The sequence below is a fragment of the Chloroflexus sp. genome (genome assembly GCF_049970315.1).
In the GTDB taxonomy this organism is placed as follows: domain Bacteria; phylum Chloroflexota; class Chloroflexia; order Chloroflexales; family Chloroflexaceae; genus Chloroflexus.
Genome location: NZ_JBMFNE010000012.1, coordinates 50,759 through 70,671, shown reverse-complemented (window position 1 = coordinate 70,671; position 19,913 = coordinate 50,759). Strand labels below are relative to the sequence as shown.

The following is a 19,913-nucleotide window of genomic DNA, read 5'->3' as shown; positions in this document are numbered from 1 at the left end:
TGCCCCACTATTGTCTGCTCTCGATTATACACGGTATGTTACCGATTACGATAGGCTGCCAGCGCTGTTTCGCGGTCGGGGTAGATTTTGAAAAGGGTATCGAACCGGCTTTTGCGAAAGATTTCGGCGATTTGCGGTTGTAAACCGTAGAGTCGCAAATCACCTCCGAGCGGTTGGATTGCGCGGAGGTTGCTCAGTAGCATGCGCAGGGCCAAACTGGCGACAAAGTTAACGTTTGTCATATCGGCTAGAACCTTACCGCCGTGGCCGGTAATGGTTGATGCTAAATCCGACTCAATCGCTGCCACGCCCGCAGCGTCCAGTCGGGCGGGAAGCTGAATAATCAGCACATCGTCTACTTGCTCGGTGTTCACGCCGACAACTCCCTTTCTAGAGCGTTTGTTCATATGCTCCTACTTCGGAAAGGTAGAGGGTACAAGCATTATAGCACGCTCGTTAGACGGGCTATGCTTGTTCTGCCGGCAATCGCTCAACAACCAAGAGAGTGATGTCATCGGCCTGAGGTGCTCCGGCGGCAAACGCATCGACAGCGGCTACCACCGTAGCAACCAGGTCGTTCGCCGTCTGCGTGGCATGTGCTTGCAATACGTGATGCAATTGCTCATCACCGAATAACTCACCGGACGAATTCATCGCCTCGGTAATCCCATCGCTAAATGCAACTAGTTTTTCGCCATGGGCGATGTATAGCTCACGTACCTCGTAGGTTTGCTCGACGACAATCCCGATCGGTAAAACCCCTTCACTCAGCTCTTCGACAACGGTGCCGTCGTGATTGACCCGCAACGGTGGATTGTGACCGGCATTCGCGTAGAGGAGGCGACCGGTGGTCGGATCGAGCAGGCCATAGAAGAGGGTAACGAACATATTAGCTTCACCGTGCTCGCGGCAAATGTAGTCGTTGGTGAGACCAATGGTATGTTGCAACAGCGCAGCGCCGTTATCGGTGCTATGCGGGAGATTGGCAGCAGCCTGTGAAGTAGCGCGCAGAAGTGATCGGCTAAGTGCCACAAAGAGTGCGGCGGTAACACTTTTGCCGCACGCATCGGCGACGATCAATCCAATGCGGCCATCGGGAAGCGGGATGGTATCGAAGAAATCTCCACCGACGGCCTGTGCACCGCGGCTAAAAGCGGCGATACGCCAGCCGGGCGGTTGTGGTAAAACCCGGGGCAGAAACGATTGCTGAATCCGGCGGGCAACGTCAAGCTCTTCTTCAAGCCGGTTGTAGCGGATGAGTTCGGCTTGCGCCGCTTGCAACTGTTGATAGGCGGTAAGCAGCTCAGCATTCTTCCGTTCGAGATCGTGGATCATCCGTTGGTTCGTATTGCGCACCCGACTCACAATACTGCGCAGCATGTGCATTGCCAATGCGGGACTCGAACCGATCAACGTGGCAAAAACCTGTTCGTTGAGAGCGACCAGCCGACTCGGTTCAATTGCCCGCACCGTTGCCGAACGGGGGCTGTGATCGATCAAACTCATCTCGCCAATAATTTGGCCGCTGTGAAACACCTCTAAGCGCAGTTCAGCCCCGTTGACGAACGTAATCACCTCAACTGCACCGCTCAACACGACATAACATTCGTGACCAGTATCACCCTGATGAAACAATACTTCGCCGGGGGCCAACCGGCATTCGGCGAGGCGAGGCGCGAGCGCGGACAGAACCGCTTCAGGAACTGCCTGAAACAGGGGTAGGCTGCGCAGCCGGTCGAGCATCGTCATCGTTTTGGTGACGGTCAACTCATTCCAACCGCTATCGGGGTCGTGATGATAGGTGAGCGTATCGGCATATTCGCGCACAAAGAAGATACCTAGCCCGCCGAGAGTGCGTTGATCGGCGGCGGCGTGCAGATCGGGCGGTGGTGCAGTGAGTGGATCGAACGGCTGGCCGCGATCGCGGATCGTGATGGTCAAGATTCCCTGATCATACGTACAGCTCAGATGGATCTGATCGCGGTTATGATCGTGGTACCCATACTTAACGATATTGGTTGCGACTTCTTCAATCACCAGTCGCAGCAGATACCCATAATCGGCGGGCATGCGCCAATTGGCTTCCAGCTCATCGCTAAAGGCCAGTAACGTCGGGATCGCGTTCCAATCGGCGAAGACGCTGATGTACCGCTGCATGCCATCCTCTAGACTGCTAATGGCTCCGTGGGATGGCGGCTCTGTGTGAGTGGTAGGGTAGCGCGTAGCTTCCGCAGTCGAGCGATGGCATCAACTGCTGCCTCGTGGACATTAGGGTCAGCATCATCAACGGCCTGGGCAAGCGCATTCAGGACGGTAGCGGTCGCTGCAGCGACACCGAGACGACCAAGGGCGCGCGCGGCAGACTCACGAGCGTAAGCATCGACATCGTTGAGCATAACGAGGAGGTGATCGATCACCGGAGCGGTACCGGCTATCTCGCCCAACTGGCTCACCACCAATGCTGCTGCCGAGCGGACGAAGCTATCGGGATTTTTGAGGCATTCAACCAGATAATCGATCAATTGTGGTGAAGCAATACGGTCGCGCAGTTGACCGAGCGTGCGTGCGGCGGCGAAGCGGGTTTCCAGATCGCAATCGTGGATCGCAAGACGGATTAACGTCTTGACGAGGGGTTGTGGCGGTGTACCGGTGATGAGACCGAGGGTACGAGCTGCTGCTGCACGCACGTGTGAGGCACTATCACTCAGCCCATCGTGGAGCAAGACCAGATCGGCAGCAGTAAAATTGCCTTCGCGTACACGCAGACGGCGAATGGCTTCATAGCGGCTTTGCCAGCCGGGATCGTACAACTGGCGACGAAGTTGCTCGAAATCACCGGGTTCAAAGGTGTCAAGTTCGGCGAGCAGGGTCAGGCGTAGCCATTCGTCACGTGAGCTATTCAACCGTTGGCGGGCCAGATGGATCACGTTTAAGGCCATCAGAATCTCTTCGACGGTGATCCGCAATTCAGGCCGTGAACGCAGCTCACGTTCGATCAGGTGTGCCAATTGGTAGCGCCAGTGGAAAGCACGACGCACGAGATGGTTGGCGCCGGGACCACGTGAAATCTCGGCGAGGGTCAGTACAGCTGCTACCGGTTCGTCCTGAAATGCTTCGAGGAACGGTTCAAGCGCACGCACAGCTAAGAAGCCAAGCACAGTGTTCACACCGGTGACTTGGATCTCCTGCCGAGGGTTGCGGGCGAAGTTGTTAAAGCGTTCGGCGATCCGCTGCCGCCACGTTTCGCGGTCAAACATCGGCAGCTCCTTTCTCCGTGCGCTATTGCGACCTAAAGATGACCGCGCCTACTTATGTAGTATACCATACTGCGAATAGATAACACAGTACTTTAGTACTAATCTCAGATTGCAAAACGATGACAGATCGTAAAGTGTGCGTGCTATGGTAAGATGGCGGGGAAGTGATACAAAATTAAAGGTAATGACCATGAAACAACCTCATGAAGACCCCGATGTTGCCGTCAGTGTACGGCGAGTGCGCCGTGGATGCATCATGATGGCAATTATCGTCATCGCGATGACGATCTTTTTGATCAGTGCGACCGGTAATTTAGCGTTTTCTCTCTTGCTATTGATAGCGATTGCGCTGCTGGCGATTGCATTTGTAGTTGTACGTGAGGAAACTTGATGCCACCGGTCTATCGTCGTGCGCTGTTAGCTATCCTCGGTCTGATATGTGTAGTGATCTCGGTTGTGGTCGCTTTTCAGCAACCGTTTGGTTGGTGGCACTGGGTGTGGTTGGCACTGGCCGGCGTGTTTCTCTACGCACTACGGCGGAACTAGACTATTTGCGCAATCGGCTATTCTTCATTATAATAGACAACGATTATTCCCCATCAATACGTTATTGGTTGATCGCAACGTTGCGCACAGCATCATTACGATTGCAAGATAAGCAGCGTACCGTTTATGTGACCCGTAGGTCAATGAGGATCGCATGACGCATCGTGATTCGGCAGTATTGCCTGCACCCCAAATGGAGATTGACCATATTGGTCTCAGTTTTGGTGGGGTGCGCGCCTTACTCTCAGTAACCTTCAACATCTACCCCGGCACGATCCAGGCGATCATTGGTCCTAACGGAGCCGGCAAAACCAGTCTCCTCAATTGCATCAGCGGTCTGTATCGCCCACAACAGGGACAGATTCGGTTTGAAGGGCGCAACATTATCGGTCTACCCCCACACCAGATTGCACGCCTTGGCATTGCCCGTTCGTTTCAGAATATCGAACTCTTCCGCCACATGACGGTCGTTGATAACCTCATGCTCGGTCGTCACATTCATATGCGGAGCGGCATTTTCAGTGGTGGTTTCTATTGGGGGCGTGCCCAACGGGAAGAGGTCGAGCATCGCGAATTTGTCGAGCAGGTGATCGATCTGCTCGAAATTCAGTCGATCCGCAAGAAGATGGTTGGATCGCTTTCGTATGGTCTGCAAAAGCGGGTTGAATTAGGCCGGGCGCTTGCAATGAATCCGCGCCTCTTGCTGCTCGATGAGCCGATGGCCGGAATGAATAGTGAAGAAAAAGAGGATATGGCTCGTTTCATCCTCGATATTAACGAGGAATACGGGACGACAATCGTGCTGATCGAGCACGACATGGGGGTGGTGATGGATATTAGTGATCGGGTTGCCGTGCTCGAGTTCGGTCAGTTGATCGCCTATGGCACACCGGACGAAGTGCGGAGCGATCCGAAAGTGATCGATGCCTACCTTGGTCGCGAACACGCAATACCCCTAGCGTAATCGGCACTCGTCTACCGGTGGGTTACCATATACGGTTGGGTGAAGCGATGATACAGATACCTGAGACGACGATCCCGCGCTTGCTGTTTCAAAATGCAGAACGCTTTGGTGATAAGGTAGCCCTACGGGAAAAAGACTTCGGGATTTGGCAGACGGTGACGTGGCGTCAGTTTGCCGAACACGTGCGTGCGTTTGCCATGGGTCTTCATGCGCTTGGTGTGCGACGCGGTGATGTCGTCGCGATTATCGGTGATAACCGACCTGAATGGCTCTACGCCGAATTTGCCGCTCAAGCGATCGGTGCGATGTCGATTGGGGTGTACCAAGATTCGGTAGCTGAAGAGGTCTATTACGTCGTCTCGGCGGCTGAAGCGCGGGTCATCGTGGTCGAAGACCAGGAGCAGGTTGATAAGGTCATTGAGATCTGGCCACGACTCGACGGCGTCCTCAAAGTGGTTTACTACGAACCAAAGGGCATGCGCAATTATCGCCAGCCCTATTTGGCGCACTTCCCCGACATCGAAGAGCTAGGGCGGGCCTATGACCGTGAGCACCCCGGTTTGTTTGACGCCGAACTTGCCGCCGGTAAACCCGATGACGTTGCGATCCTCGCGACCACTTCCGGCACGACCGGGAAGCCGAAACTGGCGATGCTGACCCACCGTAATCTGATCAGCCAAGGCGCCGGCCTGCTTTCAGTTGACCCACTTGGTCCTGACGACGAATTTGTAAGCTTTTTACCGTTAGCGTGGGTCGGTGAGCAGATGGTGACGGTGGCTGCTGGCATGCAGTGCGGTTTCACGATCAACTTCCCCGAATCGGCAAGTACTGTGCAAGAGAATATTCGCGAGATCGGGCCACGGGTGATGTTTTCACCGCCACGAATCTGGGAGAACATGCTCTCGCAGGTACAGGTGAAGATTCAAGACTCAACACCGTTGAAGCGCGCAATCTTTGAGTGGGCAATGAAGCAAGGGTATGCGATGGCGGATGCCCGCTTTAGCGGCCAACGACCGAGTCTTGGTTTGCGGCTACGGTATGGTTTGGCACGGTTGTTGGTCTTCGAGATGCTGAAAGATCATCTCGGTTTGCGGTTTCTCAAACGGGCCTATACCGGTGGTGCTGCTCTTGGCCCTGATGTGTTCCGCTTTTATCACGCAATTGGGGTGAATCTCAAACAGGTCTACGGTCAGACCGAAAGTGCCGGTTTGAGTGTGATCCACCGTGACGGTCAGATAAAATTTCAGACCGTTGGGACACCGTTGCCGAACACAGAGATTCGGATTGCCGAAAACGGTGAGATTTTAGTGAAGAGTCCTTCGGTCTTTGTCGGCTACTACAAGAACCCCGAGGCAACTGCCGAGGCGCTGGAAGACGGCTGGCTGCACAGCGGTGATGCCGGTTATTTCGATGAAGATGGTCACTTGATCGTCATTGACCGGGCGAAAGATGTCATGACTTTGCACGACGGAACGAAATTCTCGCCCCAGTTTATCGAAAACAAGCTCAAGTTTAGCCCTTATATCAAAGAGGCGGTCGTCTTTGGTGGTGACTGGCCGTTTGTCACCGCGATGATCAATATTGATTTCGCGAATGTCGGTAAGTGGGCAGAAAATGCCCAGATCTCGTATACCACCTACACCGACCTCGCTCAAAAGCCACAGGTCTATGCTCTGATCCGCAAAGATGTCGAGCGTGCCAATGCCGATCTACCGCCGGCGGCGCGTATTCGGCGTTTTCTGTTGCTCCACAAAGAGCTTGATGCCGATGACGGTGAGCTGACTCGGACCCGCAAAGTGCGCCGTCGTCTCATTGCACAACGTTACCAGGAGATCGTCGATGCTCTGTACAGCGATCAAAGCGAATTTGAGATTGAGACGACAATTACCTATCAAGATGGCCGGACAGCCTTGATCAGGACGCGCTTGCGGATTGAGGAGCTAGCCGACTCATCGGCGCCGGCACCGGCAGCGCGGGCGGTCGCTCGTTGAGGCAGGTACAGTGGCGACGTGTAATGTGATAGCGGAGAAGCGCATGGATCGGTTTATCCAATTAGCTCTGAGCGGGATTGCCAACGGTGCAATCTTTGCATTGGTGGCGCTGGGTTTTGTCCTGATTTACAAAAGTAGCGATGTGATCAACTTCGCCCAAGGGGAACTACTGCTGATCGGCGCCTATCTCACCTATGCAATGGTCGAACAGTTTGGCTTGTGGTGGCCGATAGGTGTCGTGGTTGCAGTGGTGTTGGCGGCAGTAGTTGGGGTGTTGATCGAGCAGTTGGTACTGCGTCCGCTCATCGGCGAACCGGTGATCTCGGTTATTATGGTCACGATAGGCCTCTCATCACTGCTCAGAGCGATTGTTGGTGCGATTTGGGGCGTAACGCCGCGCCCGGCACCGCAGTTTCTACCAACCGATACCGTGACGATCCTTGGGGCCAATGTCGGTGTCGACCGGCTCTGGGCCTTTACATTAGCGATCATCTTCTTCGTGATTCTCACGCTCTTCTTCCGCTTCAGCCGCGAAGGTATTGCGATGCGAGCAGTAGCCGATGATCAGCAAGCGGCGCTCAGCATGGGTATTAGCGTGAAGAAGGTGTGGGCAGTCGCGTGGGCGATTGCAGCGATTACTGCTGCAGTTGGCGGTATCCTGCTGATGAGCATTTTCGGTGGCGTTTCGGGCACGATTGGTCGCGTCGGTTTGCTGGTTTTCCCGGTGGTAATTTTGGGTGGTCTCGACAGCATTCCCGGCGCCATCATCGGTGGTTTGATCATCGGATTGCTGCAATCGTTTGCCGGTGGTTTGCTTCCGCCAGAATGGGGATTGGGTGAGGTGGCTCCGTTTGTGATTTTGTTGCTTATTCTGCTGGTAAGGCCATATGGTCTGTTCGGTCAGCGCATCATCGAGCGGGTGTAGCAGTTGGGCGAGAAGTACTTGCCCGTAGCGAGGAACGGTCAGCGCAATGCAGAGTGGAACCTTTCACACCACCTATGCCAGTGATGTGAGTCTGCGTCCGTATTGGCCGCAGCGGATTCGGATGGTGCTGGTATTGGTACTGGCCCTGGTCTTTCCTTGGTTTGCCGATCGGTATTGGCTCAATCTGGCAAATACGATTGCCATCGCTGCAATTGGTGCGATCGGGTTGAATATTCTGGTTGGGTATACCGGGCAGATTAGTATCGGCCATGGTGGATTTTTGGCGGTCGGTGCGTACACTGCCGGTCTGATGGCCGTCCACTTGGGTACGCCGATGTGGCTGACAATTCCGGTTGCCAGTTTCTTTACGGCAGCGGTTGGGGCATTTTTTGGCTTACCATCGTTGCGTCTGAAGGGGCTATACCTTGCGATTGCTACCCTCGCCTCGCAAGAGATCATCATCTGGCTGCTCACCCACGGGAAGTTGCTAGGAATCGGTGAGTCGTTGACGTTGCCGCGGGCGAGTAATAATCTGTTCGGTGTACCGATGGAATGGCTGGGCAACAATGATTTTGCCTTCTATTGGGTATGTCTGGTCTTGTTGATCGGTACCGTTATCTTCGTTAGTAATCTCTTTCGGACACGTGCCGGGCGGGCGTTTGTGGCAATCCGCGACCAAGACATCGCTGCGCAGGTGATCGGGGTCGATCTGTTTCGGTACAAACTGTTGGCGTTTGCCACCTCGTCGTTTTTCGCCGGTTTGGCCGGTGCGCTCACTGCTCACTACCGTGGTGTCATCTCGTGGGAGCGTTTCACCATCGACACCAGTATTCTGTACCTCGCCATGATTATCATCGGTGGGTTAGGGAGCGTCTCTGGTTCGATCTACGGTGCAGCCTTTATGACGCTCCTGCCAGCTTTGCTCTCGAATCTGGCCCGTGCTCTCAGTGATGTTGTGCCAAATATTAATTCATACCTACCGTATATGCAGCAGGGCGCGTTTGGTCTTGCGATCATCCTCTTCCTCATCTTCGAGCCGGAAGGCATTGTGAAGGTGTGGCGTAACGTCAAAGATTACTTCAGGCTATGGCCGTTCAGTTATTGAAGCGTCGAGTAAGGAGAATGGTATGGTCAGAAGGAAACGGGCATTTGAGTGGTTGGTGGTGTTGGCCGTGTTCGCGACCTTGCTAGCCGCCTGTGGCGGTGGTGGTGGCGGAGCTAGCACAGGTGGTGGTGCGAGCAGCGAGCCGATCCGGGTAGGTGCGATCTTCGATTTGACCGGTGCAACGGCAGACGTTGGTACGCCTTATGCGCGTGGACAGATTGCCTTTATTGACTGGAAAAACGAGCAGGGTGGTATCAACGGTCGGCGCTTGCAGTTGTTCAGTGAAGACTATGCCTATCAGGTGCCGCGGGCGGAAGAGTTGTATACCAAGTTTGTGACCCAAGACAAAGTTTTAGTCTTCTCGGGGTGGGGAACCGGTGATACCGAGGCGCTGCGACCCAAGATTACCGAGGACAAGATTCCATTCATCTCGGCTTCGTATTCGGCAACGCTCGCCAATCCAGCCGAAACGCCGTACAACTTCCTCGTGGCTCCCACCTATTCCGATCAATTGATTATCGCGATGAAGTGGGCAATTGAGGATTGGAAAGCGAAGGGGAACAGTGGCCTGCCGAAATTCGGCTACCTGATCAACGATAGCCCGTTTGGTCGCTCGCCACTGGCCGATGGGACGGCGTTTGCGACCTCACAAGGTATCGAAACACCTCTCGAGGTTCCCTCGCCGCGTGGTGCAACCGACCTCACACCGCAGTTGACCCAGCTTCGCGACTATGGCGCGAACTACATCTTCTTGCAAAATGTGTCAAGCCCGGCGGCGCTGGCGATCAAGAATGCCAAGAGCCTTGGCTATGACGTACAGTTTGTCTGTCTGAACTGGTGCGCGAACGAAATTTTGATCAAGCTGGCCGGGGCCGATGCCGAAGGTGTGGTTGGTGCGGTGCCGTTCAACCACGAGTCGGAGGGTGGCAAGATTGCGTTTGAATACGCGAAGGCGAAGAATATCGACTACGGCGGCGCCGATAGCACCTTTGTGCAGGGCTGGACGGCGATGTCGATTCTGATTGCCGGGGTCGAGAAGGTTGTGGCTGATGGCAAAGAATTGACCGGTGAGAACGTCAAGGCAGCGCTTGAGACGATGGGCCAGATCGATACCAAAGGTGTGACGCTGCCGGTGCAGTTTAGCTCTACCGATCATGCCGGCGTCAAGTCGCTCAAGATGTTCCGGGTTGAAAACGGCAAGTGGGTGCCGATCACCGACTTTATTAGCGCACGGTAGGAAGAAGGTTGGGTAGGGGCCGAGATGATAATCGGCCCCTTCTTCGGTTATCGCGCTACCGGATCAATTGCTTATGCTCTCACTCAACAATATCGAAGTCATTTACAACGATGTCGTGCTGGTGCTCAAAGGGTTGTCGCTCGAGGTGCCGGAGGGAAAGATTGTAGCTTTGCTTGGCTCAAATGGCGCCGGTAAGAGTACCACGCTGAAGGCGATATCCGGCTTGCTCAAGCCGGAGAATGGTGAAGTAACCGATGGAGAGATCCTCTTTCAGGGCCAGCCAATCCACAAAAAAGACGCCTCTGCGATCGTGCGGATGGGAATTTTTCAGGTTATGGAAGGGCGGCGGGTCTTTGAGCACTTGACGGTGGAAGAGAATCTGCGTGCAGGTGCATACACTCAGTCGCTCCGTCGGTTTGGCGAGGACCTGGCGTTGGTGTACGACTATTTTCCGCGGTTGAAGGAACGACGCAATCAGGTGGCCGGGTTCCTTAGTGGTGGTGAGCAGCAGATGTTGGCGATTGGGCGCGCCCTGATGGCCCATCCCAAGTTGATTATGCTCGATGAGCCGTCGCTGGGGTTAGCCCCGTTATTGGTAGCCGAGATTTTTGAGATTATTCGTCGGATTAATCGCGAACAAGGCACAACGATTCTATTGGTCGAGCAAAATGCTCGTTTGGCGCTTGAATCAGCCCATCACGCCTACATTATGGAAAACGGGCGGATAGTGTTAGACGGTTCGCCGGCAGATTTGAAGGATAATGCCGATGTGCGTGAGTTTTACCTTGGCCTCAATGAGATTGGCAGTCGCAAGAGTTATCGCGAAGTTAAGCATTACAAACGGCGCAAACGCTGGTTGTCGTAGATTATCGTTGCCGGTGGGGTAGGGATATGGACATTGAAACGTTCTATGCTGGGTTTGATCAGCGTGTGCGCGAGATTGTGGCATTTGGCTACGAGCATTCACCGGCATTTCGACGCCGGATGGAGGAGTCTAGCCTGACTCCGGCTGATATTCAGACAACCGCCGATCTGAGTCGGCTTCCGATCTTGCGCAAAGAGCAGTTGGTTGAGCTGCAACGGCAGGGGCCACAATTAGGAGGGATGCTGACCGTGCCGCTTGCGCGGTTACGACGGATCTTCCAGTCGCCCGGCCCGATCTACGATCCCGAACCCGATGAGCCAGATCCGTGGCGATGGGCGCCGGCCTTTCGAGCAGCCGGTTTTGGCCCTGACGATGTGGTGATCAACTGTTTTGGTTATCATCTCACTCCTGCCGGTGTGATGTTTGAAGAGGGAGCACGGGCGGTAGGCTGTGCGGTAATTCCGGCAGGGATCGGTAATCAGGCCCAACAGATTGAGGTCATGGCTCATCTGGGGGTGACGGCTTATGCCGGTTTGCCCAGTTATCTGAAGGCCCTGCTTGAGCGCGCGGTGGAGCAGGGGTACGCTCCCCGTTCATGGCCGTTGAATAAAGCGTTCGTTGCCGCCGAGCCGCTGCCACCATCGTTGCGGGCCTTGTTTGAAGAACAGTATGGGATTTTGATTTACGATGGCTATGGTACGGCAGAGACCGGCAATCTCGGCTACAATGGTCCCGAACGTCAAGGCTGGCACTTACCCGAAGATGCGCTCGTCCAGATTTGTGATCTGAACACGGGTGAGCCGGTACCGCCCGGCCAAACCGGTGAGGTGGTAGTGACCCTTTTCCGCCGCGATTACATTCTCATTCGCTTTGCAGTCGGTGATCTGTCGGCGCTGATGGTATCGGATACGCCGACCGTGATCCAGACGCCTCGCCTGGTCGGATGGCTTGGGCGCAGCGGTGAGAGCGTGAAAGTGCGCGGTCTGTTTGTCCATCCGCGCCACGTCGCCGAGGCGATTCGCCGGGTAGAGGGAGTGCAGACGTATCAGGCCGTCGTGGTGCGCGAACATCATCGCGACGAGCTTATCTGTCGACTGGTACCAACACCTGACGCTGATCACGCGATACTCCGTGACGCCGCTGCCCATGCCCTGCACGAAGCGCTGAAATTGCACTGCAAGGTAGAGATCGTCGCTGAGTTACCGGCTGATGCGAAACCGTTTGTCGATCTGCGCACGTGGGATTGAGCCGAGAGGGGTGGGTTCGTCCACCCCATCTCTTTTACCAGACCTCTTCCAGCATTGCCAACAACTGTTCGGGCGTGGCAGACCGCGGGTTATTGAAGATTGCCGGTTCGACGGCGGCCAACTCGGCCAATTCGGGCAATGCTTCGCGCGGTACACCAACATCGCGGAGACGGGTGGGTAAACCGCAATCGGCGGTCAAGGTGTGAACTGCGGTGATCCCGTCGGCGATGACTTCGGCATTATTGCGACCACCGACATTCACCCCCATCGCACGGGCAATTCGTACATAGCGTTCGGGGACAACCTCGCTGTTAAATCGCATACCCGGCGGGAGGAAGATCGCGTTGGCCGTGCCATGGTGTACCGGGAACTTGCCACCGACCGCATGGGAAAGGGCATGCACCACACCGAACAGGCTGTTACCGCAGGCGATGCCGGCCATCGTGGCCGCGATAAGCAACTGGCTACGCGCCTCCATATTCGTACCATCGTGGACGGCGTCGCGCAGATAATTGGCGATTATATCAATAGCGGCCAGCGCCAGGCTATCACTGAACGGATTATTCTCAGTCGAAACATACGTCTCGATGGCGTGTGATAGCGCATCCATTCCAGTCGCAGCGGTGAGGTGCGGTGGTAGCGTGCGGGTCATCAGTGGGTCGAGAATAGCGAGATCGGGGGTAAGGTAGCGACTAACGATACTAATCTTGCGCTGATCGGTCTCGTCGAGGATGACAGCAATAGGCGTAACCTCACTCCCGGTGCCGGCAGTGGTCGGGATCGCAACGAGTGGTGTGAGCGGTGTATCGATCACATTGTAGCCTTCGTAATCGGGGATCGTACCGCCGAGGGTGAGCAAAATCCGAATACCCTTTGCGGTATCGATAGGGCTACCACCACCAACCGCGATAATCAAGTCGGCTCCGGCATCACGTGCAGCCGCGGCACCCTCGGCCACTTTGGCGACCGAGGAGTTGGCCGGTACATCATCAAACAGACCAACAATCTCGACCGGGCTGATACCGGCTTTGATCGGTTTGAGGAGGCCGGCGTTGATCACACCTTTATCGGCCACAATAAAGGCACGGCGTTGTGGCAAGGCATTGCTAATCACTTGCCCTAATTCGGCGGCCAAACCGATCTGGTACAACACCCGTGCACCGAGGCTAAACTCGAAGAAATGTTGCATTACCCCATCCTTTACCCTTGCAAATGAGGACTGCTACATTCATTATACGACGAAAGGGAAGGGGGCCATCGGAAATAAACGCTCCCCATAGTCATCGGTATGGGGAGCTTGACCAGCGGTAGAGAGACACTCGAAGAAGCTGTACCGTATTAATTTAATCGTCGAGGGCAGTGAGAAGCAGATCGCCTTCGGCTGCCGAGATTCGGCCATCGGCAACCATTTGCAAAATGGCGGCACGTTGCCGTTCGCGATCTTCCTCGCTCAGTGGGGTGGGTGATGGGCGTAATTGGATCGTCTGACCGGTCGCCGGCGGGTGGGGTGGCGGCGGTGGAGCCGGCGGGTGGGGTGGCGGCGGTGCATGATGCGATGGTGGAGCCGGCGGGTGGGGTGGCGGCGGTGGAGCCGGCGCGTGGGGTGGTGGTTGGAGGCGGCTCAACGCCTGTTCGACAGCCTCAAGTGCATCGTTCAGACCGGCAGCGGCAGCCTGTCGAGCCTGCGCTTTGATCCGCTCGATCCGTTCGGGATCAAGGCGCCATTCCCGCTCGTTGATACGGATGCGCATCCGTTTGGGGCCGGCCTCTTCCCTGAGGCGACGGGCCTGCGCGGCAAAACGGTCGGTAGCAGCGCGTGCGCGGTCGGCGGCGGCGGGGTCACCACCTGCCAGTGCGTTACGCAACTCAGCGGCCAATTCACGGCCCAATTCGCTTAACTCACGCCCCAACTCGCGACCTAGCTCGCTTAGTTCGTGCCCGAGTTGCGTGGCAAATCCGCTGAACGTATTCGGTTGGGTTGCACCTTTGACGATCACGTCACCACCGACGTGGAGATGGAGACCGGCTGCACCGTTGCCGTAGCGTAGCTCTACGGTCTGACCGGGCGCTGAACGGTTCACACCGACGCCACGGATTTCGCCACCGGCAGTTGCCGTCAGTACCAGATCGGGATCTTTCGGCAACACAATCACTGCATCACCACCTACTTGTGCGCGGATCGTGCTGCCAGCAACAACCTCGGCGCGCAACGACAGATTGCCCCCAACCGCGTTGAGGGTCAGATTGCCGCCGGCGTGTTTGATGGTGCAATCGCCACCCACATTACCGATCATCAGTTCGCCGGTAACCTGCAACAATTCAATATCACCACCGACCGTTCCAATTCGCCCACCGGTGAGCACACCCACCTCGACATCGCCGGCCACCGTCTCGATAGCCAGTTGGCCGATAGTAGCCTCTTCGGCGTCAACATCACCGCTCACTGCAACACATTCCAGCACGGACACCTGCCCATGAATGGTCAGATCGCCGTTCACCTGCTGGAGGCGGAGGAGAGCATTGTTGCCGGTAACTTCCACATCGCCGTTCACCACGGCAACGCTCAACTGCTCGCGGAGGTCAGTAGCAACCAGATCGCCATCGAGTTGGGTCAAGGATAAACTCAGCACACCGCGCGTAGCGAGATCGCCGGCGACCGTGTGTAGATGGGCAACCGGAGTCGCGAATAAGGTGATATCACCGGAAAGCTGACCGGTCGTGTTCAATTCAGCCACTTCCGCTGCATTAAGATTACCGGAGAGCTGGCCGATAGTCACTTGTTCGGTGATATGGCGGATGACCAAATCGCCGTGCTGATGGTCGATAAGCAACCGATGCACCTGTGTCACTCGTGTATCGCCGTTGCAACTGGCGATCCGCACTTCAGCTATCGCCGGCACTGTAAGCCGGAGATCACCGTGGCATGGCTCAAGCGTCAGACCAGCTTCATTCCTGGTGAAGTTAACTTGTTCATCACACTGCCATTCAACACTCGGTTCATCCCAACCGTGGATCGTCAGATCACCGTCAACCGAGGACAGGGAAATCGTGAACGGCAGATCGACCGGAATACGTTGTTTCATCTTCTGCTCCTTCGCGGACAATATCTAGTACTTCTAAATATGGTCCATTCATTCGACTACAATCTCGATCCGCTCACCTTCTTCCAAATCTTGCCATTCGAGGAGCAAACCGGTGGTACCGCGTTCAACGCTCCGGATCAACTCTTCGAGGGCGCTACCGCTCAGTTGTGGGGCAAGGCGAGCACCGAGACGTAACCCAACATTAATCAAACTCACCGGAATAGACACCGAGGCTTTCAGGCGTTGGGAGGCCAGATCGGTCACGCGGATCCGTACCAAGCGTGCCCGACTACGTTCGAGTGGGCGGGGGTCGGCGCTCAACACATCGAGCAAGCGGGCTGCTTCGGCAGCGGACAACTGGCCCTGCTCAACCATCTGCAAAATGCGATGGCGCTCTTCATTTACGCTGTTCATAATCGGAGCCTTTCAGCAGGCGCAGGGCTTCTTCAACCGAAATCTCGCGGGCGGCCAACCGGTCAAGGATTTGGCGACGGTCGAGCCGTGGCTCGTGTTCAGGCGGACCGCCGAGCAGGGCGACGATTTCGTCGAGGCGAGCACGCGCGGTGTTATAGGCGATATCGAGTTCGGCGGCGAGGCGTTGAATATTGCCCCGATTCTTCACCAGCAGCTCGACAAAAGCCAGTTGTTCGGGGGTCAGACGACCGATCCAGCCAAGGCTAAACCGGCCCTCAATAACGATGCCGCTGCTCGGTGACTCGAGTCGGGTTACGATAAGCTCACTGCCGGTGATAGGATCACGAGTGAGAAGCGGGTTCATAGGGGTGCTCCTTTGAAGCTACCAGCATATGGTCTTGCAGCTAACGGACATACGAAGGACGACCGGTGTGACGCGCATGAGCGTAGCGCAGGAGACGCGCGCCGAGTCTGATCAGCAGAAGGCCGACCCAGCGTGCCATCCGGCGAATGGGGCGGAACGGAGGGAGGAGCCGGTCGTTAGCAGCGGTCGTCAGTCGTTCGTTGATCATTTTGGCAGATAATACCTCGAGGTGGTAGAGATCGCGCATCACAGATCGCCTCCTTTTTCAATTGGTTGATAGTATTTACCATTCCAAGAAGAATATTAGCACTCAGAACGGCGTTTGTCAACAACGTACATGGAGAAAATTATCAAATTAATGATTAAATTTGGTTTAGACCGAACGTGCATCACGAAACAGACGAATGAGGAAAGGAATGTGAGGCAGGACCGCGGGGGCTACCTGGTGGCACCCTACATCGGGTATGATGATGGCTATGGCGATCCAACTCTCTCGTTACAACCGGTTGGCGACGTGGGCCGGTGATGTCGTGCTGGCACTCATCTGTCTGCTCGGACTTATTGCATTTTTCTACCCATTCATGATGGGGCGAGAGGTAAGCGGATTTGAGCAGGCCCATGCTACGACGGCGCCGATCTTGTTTGCCATGCTCGGTCCGGCGATGCTGGTCTTACTCATCACCGAACTGAGCGCAGGGCGGCTTAATCCGCGTATCCTGGCCATATTGGGCGTACTTACCGGTCTGGTTGCGGTGCTCCGACTACCGGCAGGGCCGGGTGATTCACCGACCTTTTTCTTTCTGATCATCCTGGCTGGGTATGTGTATGGTGCGCGGTTTGGCTTTTTGCTCGGTGCATTAGCATTACTTGTCTCGGCGTTGCTCACCGGTGGTGTCGGGCCGTGGTTACCGTTTCAGATGTTCGTGAGTGGGTGGATGGGGATGAGTGCCGGCTGGCTCGCTCCGCTGGGACAGCGTTTACGGCCGGGCGGGTGGGGTGAAATGATCCTACTGGTTGGGTTTGGTTACGGATGGGGATTTTTGTTTGGAGCGCTGATGAATCTCTGGTTTTGGCCGTTTGCACCGCCTAGCGCCTTGGGCTGGGTTCCCGGTAGTGGGTTGGAGGCAACGATCCGCCAGTACCTTGTGTTTTACGCTGTGACCTCATTGGCGTGGGACGCAGTGCGTGCGTTCGGCAATGCCGTTTTGATTGCCCTCTTGGGACGGTTGGTATTGAAAGAGCTGCGCCGGTTTCGCAACCGGTTTTGGTTTACGGTCGAAGTTGCAGGAGCGGTGCACGAGTAAAATGTAAACCCTCCTCGCCGGGCAACGAGGAGGGGCATAATTCCGGTTAATTTGCCGGTACGCCACTTACGGTGCTGCCGGTTGGTACTGGCGCGAGATCTGGGTAAGCGACCATACCGTGCTCGCCGATGTCAAGACCGGCCTCTTCTTCGGCCTTGCTCACACGTAGGCCAATCGTTGCCTTGATCGCGAAGAACATCAGCGCCGCTGTCGCTACCGTCCACAGACCAATTGCCACTACACCGACCAGCTGCGAGATGAGGAGGGTCAGACCACCACCGTAGAACAAACCGGTCGTACCGGTATTACCGGGGATTGAGGCAAACAGACCAACCGCCAACGTACCCCAGATGCCGTTAACCAAGTGAACCGGCACTGCACCAACCGGATCGTCGATCTTGAGCTTCTCGAGCAATTCGGCCGAGAAGACTACTACCGGGCCGGCAATAAACCCAATGATGATGGCGGCAAGGGGATCAACATAAGCGCAACCGGCGGTAATCGCCACTAAGCCACCCAGTACACCGTTGAGGGTTTGCCCCAGATCGGGCTTACCGTAGCGTAGCCATGCCGTGAAGAGTGCACCCAATGCACCGGCTGCCGCGGCCAGATTGGTCGTAACGGCGACCATTGCGACGGCATCGGCATTGGCTTGCGACGCGATTGCCAACTGCGAGCCGGGGTTAAAGCCGAACCAACCGAGCCAGAGGATAAAAGTACCGAGGGCGGCCAACGACATATTGTGACCGGGGATAGCGCGTGGTTTACCATCAGGGCCGAAGCGACCAAGGCGCGGGCCAAGGATCATTGCGCCGACGAGCGAAGCCCATCCGCCCACGCTATGCACAACGGTGCTACCGGCAAAATCGGTAAAGCCCCAATTGCCTTCGGTGCTTCCGCTGTACGTATTCAACCAACCTGCGCCGCTCCATACCCAGTGTACTACTACCGGATAGATAAAGAGCGAAATAATAAAGCTATAGATCAGATAAGCGACAAACTTCGTGCGCTCGGCCATCGCGTCGGCCACAATCGTAGCGGCGGTTCCGGCAAAGACAACTTGGAAAAACCAACTTGCCAATACCGGCACCTCCCCTTCAGCAGTGATATGCGAAAGGAAAAACTGGTCGGTCCCAATAAAGCCACCGGCCGACGTACCATAAGCCAAACCCCAACCAACTGCCCAAAACGCTATCGAACACATCACGAAATCCATCAAATTCTTAAACAGAATGTTGGTTGTGTTCTTCGCGCGGGTGAGGCCGGCAGTTAGCATCGCGAATCCGGCTTGCATAAAAAAGACCAACGCTGCCGCCACCAGCAAAAAGAAGGTATTCATTGCCACGGCCAACTCGGCGGTAGTTGGGCCTTCTTGGGCAAAAGCGCGTCCGCTACTTACCAACCAGAGACCGAGGCCAAAACCGAGAGCGAGACCGATTTTTGTGCGCCATGCAAGCTTCATGAGGGTAACTCCTTAACCATACTACACGTCCAGCGATTGCATGTCGGGTATGGATATAGCCTCCATACGTTTGGATAAAATGCACAAACCATCTGCCTCTGCTTCGTCGCAGGTCTAACCAGCATCATCGCGCTTGCAACTGGTTTACTACCGCTGCTATGCACTTGTGAAACATGAACAAGACGTATGTATACTGTGTAACAGGGGCAAATCAACGCTTGCTGTTCGACTGCCGAGTGTGAAACGTGAACAAGACGCACCTATTCTGTATAATCTTCCACCTTAACTGTACGACTCATGGCTGCAACGTTGCAGGTGATGCCCGCACAGTTACGTTCACCCCCTTCCATTGATCACATCGTGGTGCGCACTAATTTGTACAATCATTGATGCTGGTATGATAACAGCCCGCTGATAGCTTGCCAACAGATAGGATTACCAATCTTTGTGTAGGAGAGATTGGTATTTTTGCACAAGTCTACTGACCGACAGTGGTCGTTCTCCGAATATTTTGCGCAATGGTAGAAATTTGGTATAATCAACATTTAAAGATGGTACGGATCTGGTATGCGCGAGTGCTTCCCCGCTGAGCATCTCCTCGGTTGAGTTCGGACGCAACGCAGCCCCATGGCACCGGCCACATGACCCTTCGTCGTTCTGCTAGAGGAGTAGCGAGCCATGAGCTTCGCAGACAAGACCCTAACCTGTCGGGATTGTGGGATGGATTTCGTCTTTACAGCGGGAGAGCAGCAATTCTACGCTGCCAAAGGTTTTGTTAATGAACCGGTGCGTTGCCCGTCATGCCGCAAAGCGCGCAAAGCCCGGAAGAGTAACGTATCTGAGCGTCACCGTACCGTTAGCACAGCAGCACCGGAGCGTGAACGGGTGAATTATCGCGTTACCTGTGCTCACTGTGGTCAAGAGACGACCGTTCCGTTCGTTCCGCGTGGTACCAAACCGGTCTACTGTAGCTCGTGTTTTAACCGGATGCGTGGTAATGCTCGCATGATGGTTTAGTTGGTATTACCACCTCCTCCCCATCAGGGGGCAGGGTATGAATCCCTCTCTTGTGTCCTCCCCACCTCAAGGGGAGGACCGTTTTGTTTGGACGTTGTACCATCGTCTGTGCTCCTGATGAGATGTGCTTGC

The 19,913-nt window shown here is 55.5% G+C and carries 20 protein-coding genes; 11 read left to right on the top strand and 9 right to left on the bottom strand.

Annotated features, from left to right (window positions below; all coding sequences use genetic code 11):
* Positions 1-38: 38 nt before the first annotated feature.
* The 3 genes from ACP5OT_RS09965 to ACP5OT_RS09955 all read right to left on the bottom strand — a co-directional run bounded on the left by ACP5OT_RS09965 (position 39) and on the right by ACP5OT_RS09955 (position 3,257).
* Entirely contained in the window at positions 39-374 is a 336-nt protein-coding gene (locus tag ACP5OT_RS09965) for an STAS domain-containing protein (protein WP_015941149.1), read from the bottom strand.
* A 91-nt stretch (positions 375-465) separates the two neighbouring features.
* Positions 466-2,157: a SpoIIE family protein phosphatase gene (locus ACP5OT_RS09960; protein WP_424677401.1), complete on the bottom strand. Its 1,692-nt coding sequence runs from the start codon at positions 2,155-2,157 to the stop codon at positions 466-468.
* Positions 2,158-2,165: 8 nt separating this feature from the next.
* Entirely contained in the window at positions 2,166-3,257 is a 1,092-nt protein-coding gene (locus tag ACP5OT_RS09955) for a HEAT repeat domain-containing protein (RefSeq protein ID WP_428112498.1), read from the bottom strand.
* A gap of 190 nt (positions 3,258-3,447) precedes the next feature.
* Between ACP5OT_RS09955 and ACP5OT_RS09950 the strand changes: the two genes are divergently transcribed.
* The 9 genes from ACP5OT_RS09950 to ACP5OT_RS09910 all read left to right on the top strand — a co-directional run bounded on the left by ACP5OT_RS09950 (position 3,448) and on the right by ACP5OT_RS09910 (position 12,137).
* Positions 3,448-3,648, top strand: coding sequence for a hypothetical protein (locus tag ACP5OT_RS09950; RefSeq protein ID WP_424677399.1), 201 nt, complete (start codon positions 3,448-3,450; stop codon positions 3,646-3,648).
* Positions 3,648-3,803, top strand: a complete 156-nt coding sequence (locus tag ACP5OT_RS09945; protein WP_424677398.1) for a hypothetical protein — start codon at positions 3,648-3,650, stop codon at positions 3,801-3,803. Before ACP5OT_RS09950 ends, ACP5OT_RS09945 begins: the two co-directional genes overlap by 1 nt.
* A gap of 154 nt (positions 3,804-3,957) precedes the next feature.
* Entirely contained in the window at positions 3,958-4,767 is an 810-nt protein-coding gene (locus ACP5OT_RS09940; protein WP_424677397.1) for an ABC transporter ATP-binding protein, read from the top strand.
* Between the two features lie 47 nt (positions 4,768-4,814).
* Positions 4,815-6,758: a long-chain fatty acid--CoA ligase gene (locus ACP5OT_RS09935; protein WP_428112495.1), complete on the top strand. Its 1,944-nt coding sequence runs from the start codon at positions 4,815-4,817 to the stop codon at positions 6,756-6,758.
* 43 nt (positions 6,759-6,801) lie between these two features.
* The gene (locus tag ACP5OT_RS09930; protein ID WP_424677395.1) at positions 6,802-7,683 is read left to right on the top strand and encodes a branched-chain amino acid ABC transporter permease; all 882 of its coding nucleotides are present in this window, start codon (positions 6,802-6,804) and stop codon (positions 7,681-7,683) included.
* A 46-nt stretch (positions 7,684-7,729) separates the two neighbouring features.
* Positions 7,730-8,788, top strand: a complete 1,059-nt coding sequence (locus ACP5OT_RS09925; protein WP_424677394.1) for a branched-chain amino acid ABC transporter permease — start codon at positions 7,730-7,732, stop codon at positions 8,786-8,788.
* 22 nt (positions 8,789-8,810) lie between these two features.
* Positions 8,811-10,025, top strand: a complete 1,215-nt coding sequence (locus ACP5OT_RS09920) for an ABC transporter substrate-binding protein (protein ID WP_428132018.1) — start codon at positions 8,811-8,813, stop codon at positions 10,023-10,025.
* A gap of 73 nt (positions 10,026-10,098) precedes the next feature.
* Complete coding sequence (locus ACP5OT_RS09915) at positions 10,099-10,890, top strand: ABC transporter ATP-binding protein (RefSeq protein ID WP_424677392.1); 792 nt, start codon at positions 10,099-10,101, stop codon at positions 10,888-10,890.
* 26 nt (positions 10,891-10,916) lie between these two features.
* Positions 10,917-12,137 carry a phenylacetate--CoA ligase family protein gene (locus ACP5OT_RS09910; protein ID WP_428132015.1) on the top strand — a complete coding sequence of 407 codons (1,221 nt, stop codon included), beginning with the start codon at positions 10,917-10,919 and terminating at the stop codon, positions 12,135-12,137.
* 34 nt (positions 12,138-12,171) lie between these two features.
* Here the strand turns inward: ACP5OT_RS09910 and ACP5OT_RS09905 are convergent, their stop codons facing one another.
* From ACP5OT_RS09905 to ACP5OT_RS09885, 5 genes are all read right to left on the bottom strand, one after another.
* Positions 12,172-13,326, bottom strand: coding sequence for an iron-containing alcohol dehydrogenase (locus ACP5OT_RS09905; RefSeq protein ID WP_424677390.1), 1,155 nt, complete (start codon positions 13,324-13,326; stop codon positions 12,172-12,174).
* Positions 13,327-13,480: 154 nt separating this feature from the next.
* Positions 13,481-15,220: a DUF4097 family beta strand repeat-containing protein gene (locus tag ACP5OT_RS09900; protein WP_428132013.1), complete on the bottom strand. Its 1,740-nt coding sequence runs from the start codon at positions 15,218-15,220 to the stop codon at positions 13,481-13,483.
* Positions 15,221-15,268: 48 nt separating this feature from the next.
* Positions 15,269-15,634, bottom strand: a complete 366-nt coding sequence (locus tag ACP5OT_RS09895; protein WP_287905745.1) for an SHOCT-like domain-containing protein — start codon at positions 15,632-15,634, stop codon at positions 15,269-15,271.
* Positions 15,618-15,998 (bottom strand): DUF2089 domain-containing protein, encoded by a 381-nt coding sequence (locus ACP5OT_RS09890; RefSeq protein ID WP_424677273.1) that lies wholly within the window; start codon positions 15,996-15,998, stop codon positions 15,618-15,620. The genes ACP5OT_RS09895 and ACP5OT_RS09890 overlap by 17 nt, the downstream gene beginning before the upstream one ends.
* Before the next feature lie 40 nt (positions 15,999-16,038).
* Positions 16,039-16,248 (bottom strand): hypothetical protein, encoded by a 210-nt coding sequence (locus ACP5OT_RS09885; protein ID WP_424677274.1) that lies wholly within the window; start codon positions 16,246-16,248, stop codon positions 16,039-16,041.
* A 226-nt stretch (positions 16,249-16,474) separates the two neighbouring features.
* Between ACP5OT_RS09885 and ACP5OT_RS09880 the strand changes: the two genes are divergently transcribed.
* Positions 16,475-17,302, top strand: a complete 828-nt coding sequence (locus ACP5OT_RS09880) for an ECF transporter S component (protein ID WP_424677275.1) — start codon at positions 16,475-16,477, stop codon at positions 17,300-17,302.
* Positions 17,303-17,348: 46 nt separating this feature from the next.
* Here the strand turns inward: ACP5OT_RS09880 and ACP5OT_RS09875 are convergent, their stop codons facing one another.
* Positions 17,349-18,764, bottom strand: coding sequence for an ammonium transporter (locus ACP5OT_RS09875; RefSeq protein WP_428112487.1), 1,416 nt, complete (start codon positions 18,762-18,764; stop codon positions 17,349-17,351).
* Positions 18,765-19,442: 678 nt separating this feature from the next.
* On the opposite strand from ACP5OT_RS09875, the gene ACP5OT_RS09870 reads away from it, so the two are divergent.
* Complete coding sequence (locus tag ACP5OT_RS09870) at positions 19,443-19,781, top strand: zinc-ribbon domain containing protein (protein ID WP_424677277.1); 339 nt, start codon at positions 19,443-19,445, stop codon at positions 19,779-19,781.
* The last annotated feature ends 132 nt before the right edge of the window (positions 19,782-19,913 follow it).

Excerpts from the sequence above, each read along its gene's own strand:
- ACP5OT_RS09960 (WP_424677401.1), bottom strand. The coding sequence starts at position 2,157 with ATGCAGCGGTACATCAGCGTCTTCGCCGATTGGAACGCGATCCCGACG.
- ACP5OT_RS09955 (WP_428112498.1), bottom strand. The coding sequence starts at position 3,257 with ATGTTTGACCGCGAAACGTGGCGGCAGCGGATCGCCGAACGCTTTAAC.
- ACP5OT_RS09950 (WP_424677399.1), top strand. The coding sequence starts at position 3,448 with ATGAAACAACCTCATGAAGACCCCGATGTTGCCGTCAGTGTACGGCGA.
- ACP5OT_RS09945 (WP_424677398.1), top strand. The coding sequence starts at position 3,648 with ATGCCACCGGTCTATCGTCGTGCGCTGTTAGCTATCCTCGGTCTGATA.
- ACP5OT_RS09940 (WP_424677397.1), top strand. The coding sequence starts at position 3,958 with ATGACGCATCGTGATTCGGCAGTATTGCCTGCACCCCAAATGGAGATT.
- ACP5OT_RS09935 (WP_428112495.1), top strand. The coding sequence starts at position 4,815 with ATGATACAGATACCTGAGACGACGATCCCGCGCTTGCTGTTTCAAAAT.
- ACP5OT_RS09930 (WP_424677395.1), top strand. The coding sequence starts at position 6,802 with ATGGATCGGTTTATCCAATTAGCTCTGAGCGGGATTGCCAACGGTGCA.
- ACP5OT_RS09925 (WP_424677394.1), top strand. The coding sequence starts at position 7,730 with ATGCAGAGTGGAACCTTTCACACCACCTATGCCAGTGATGTGAGTCTG.
- ACP5OT_RS09920 (WP_428132018.1), top strand. The coding sequence starts at position 8,811 with ATGGTCAGAAGGAAACGGGCATTTGAGTGGTTGGTGGTGTTGGCCGTG.
- ACP5OT_RS09915 (WP_424677392.1), top strand. The coding sequence starts at position 10,099 with ATGCTCTCACTCAACAATATCGAAGTCATTTACAACGATGTCGTGCTG.
- ACP5OT_RS09910 (WP_428132015.1), top strand. The coding sequence starts at position 10,917 with ATGGACATTGAAACGTTCTATGCTGGGTTTGATCAGCGTGTGCGCGAG.
- ACP5OT_RS09905 (WP_424677390.1), bottom strand. The coding sequence starts at position 13,326 with ATGCAACATTTCTTCGAGTTTAGCCTCGGTGCACGGGTGTTGTACCAG.
- ACP5OT_RS09900 (WP_428132013.1), bottom strand. The coding sequence starts at position 15,220 with ATGAAACAACGTATTCCGGTCGATCTGCCGTTCACGATTTCCCTGTCC.
- ACP5OT_RS09895 (WP_287905745.1), bottom strand. The coding sequence starts at position 15,634 with ATGAACAGCGTAAATGAAGAGCGCCATCGCATTTTGCAGATGGTTGAG.
- ACP5OT_RS09890 (WP_424677273.1), bottom strand. The coding sequence starts at position 15,998 with ATGAACCCGCTTCTCACTCGTGATCCTATCACCGGCAGTGAGCTTATC.
- ACP5OT_RS09880 (WP_424677275.1), top strand. The coding sequence starts at position 16,475 with ATGGCGATCCAACTCTCTCGTTACAACCGGTTGGCGACGTGGGCCGGT.
- ACP5OT_RS09875 (WP_428112487.1), bottom strand. The coding sequence starts at position 18,764 with ATGAAGCTTGCATGGCGCACAAAAATCGGTCTCGCTCTCGGTTTTGGC.
- ACP5OT_RS09870 (WP_424677277.1), top strand. The coding sequence starts at position 19,443 with ATGAGCTTCGCAGACAAGACCCTAACCTGTCGGGATTGTGGGATGGAT.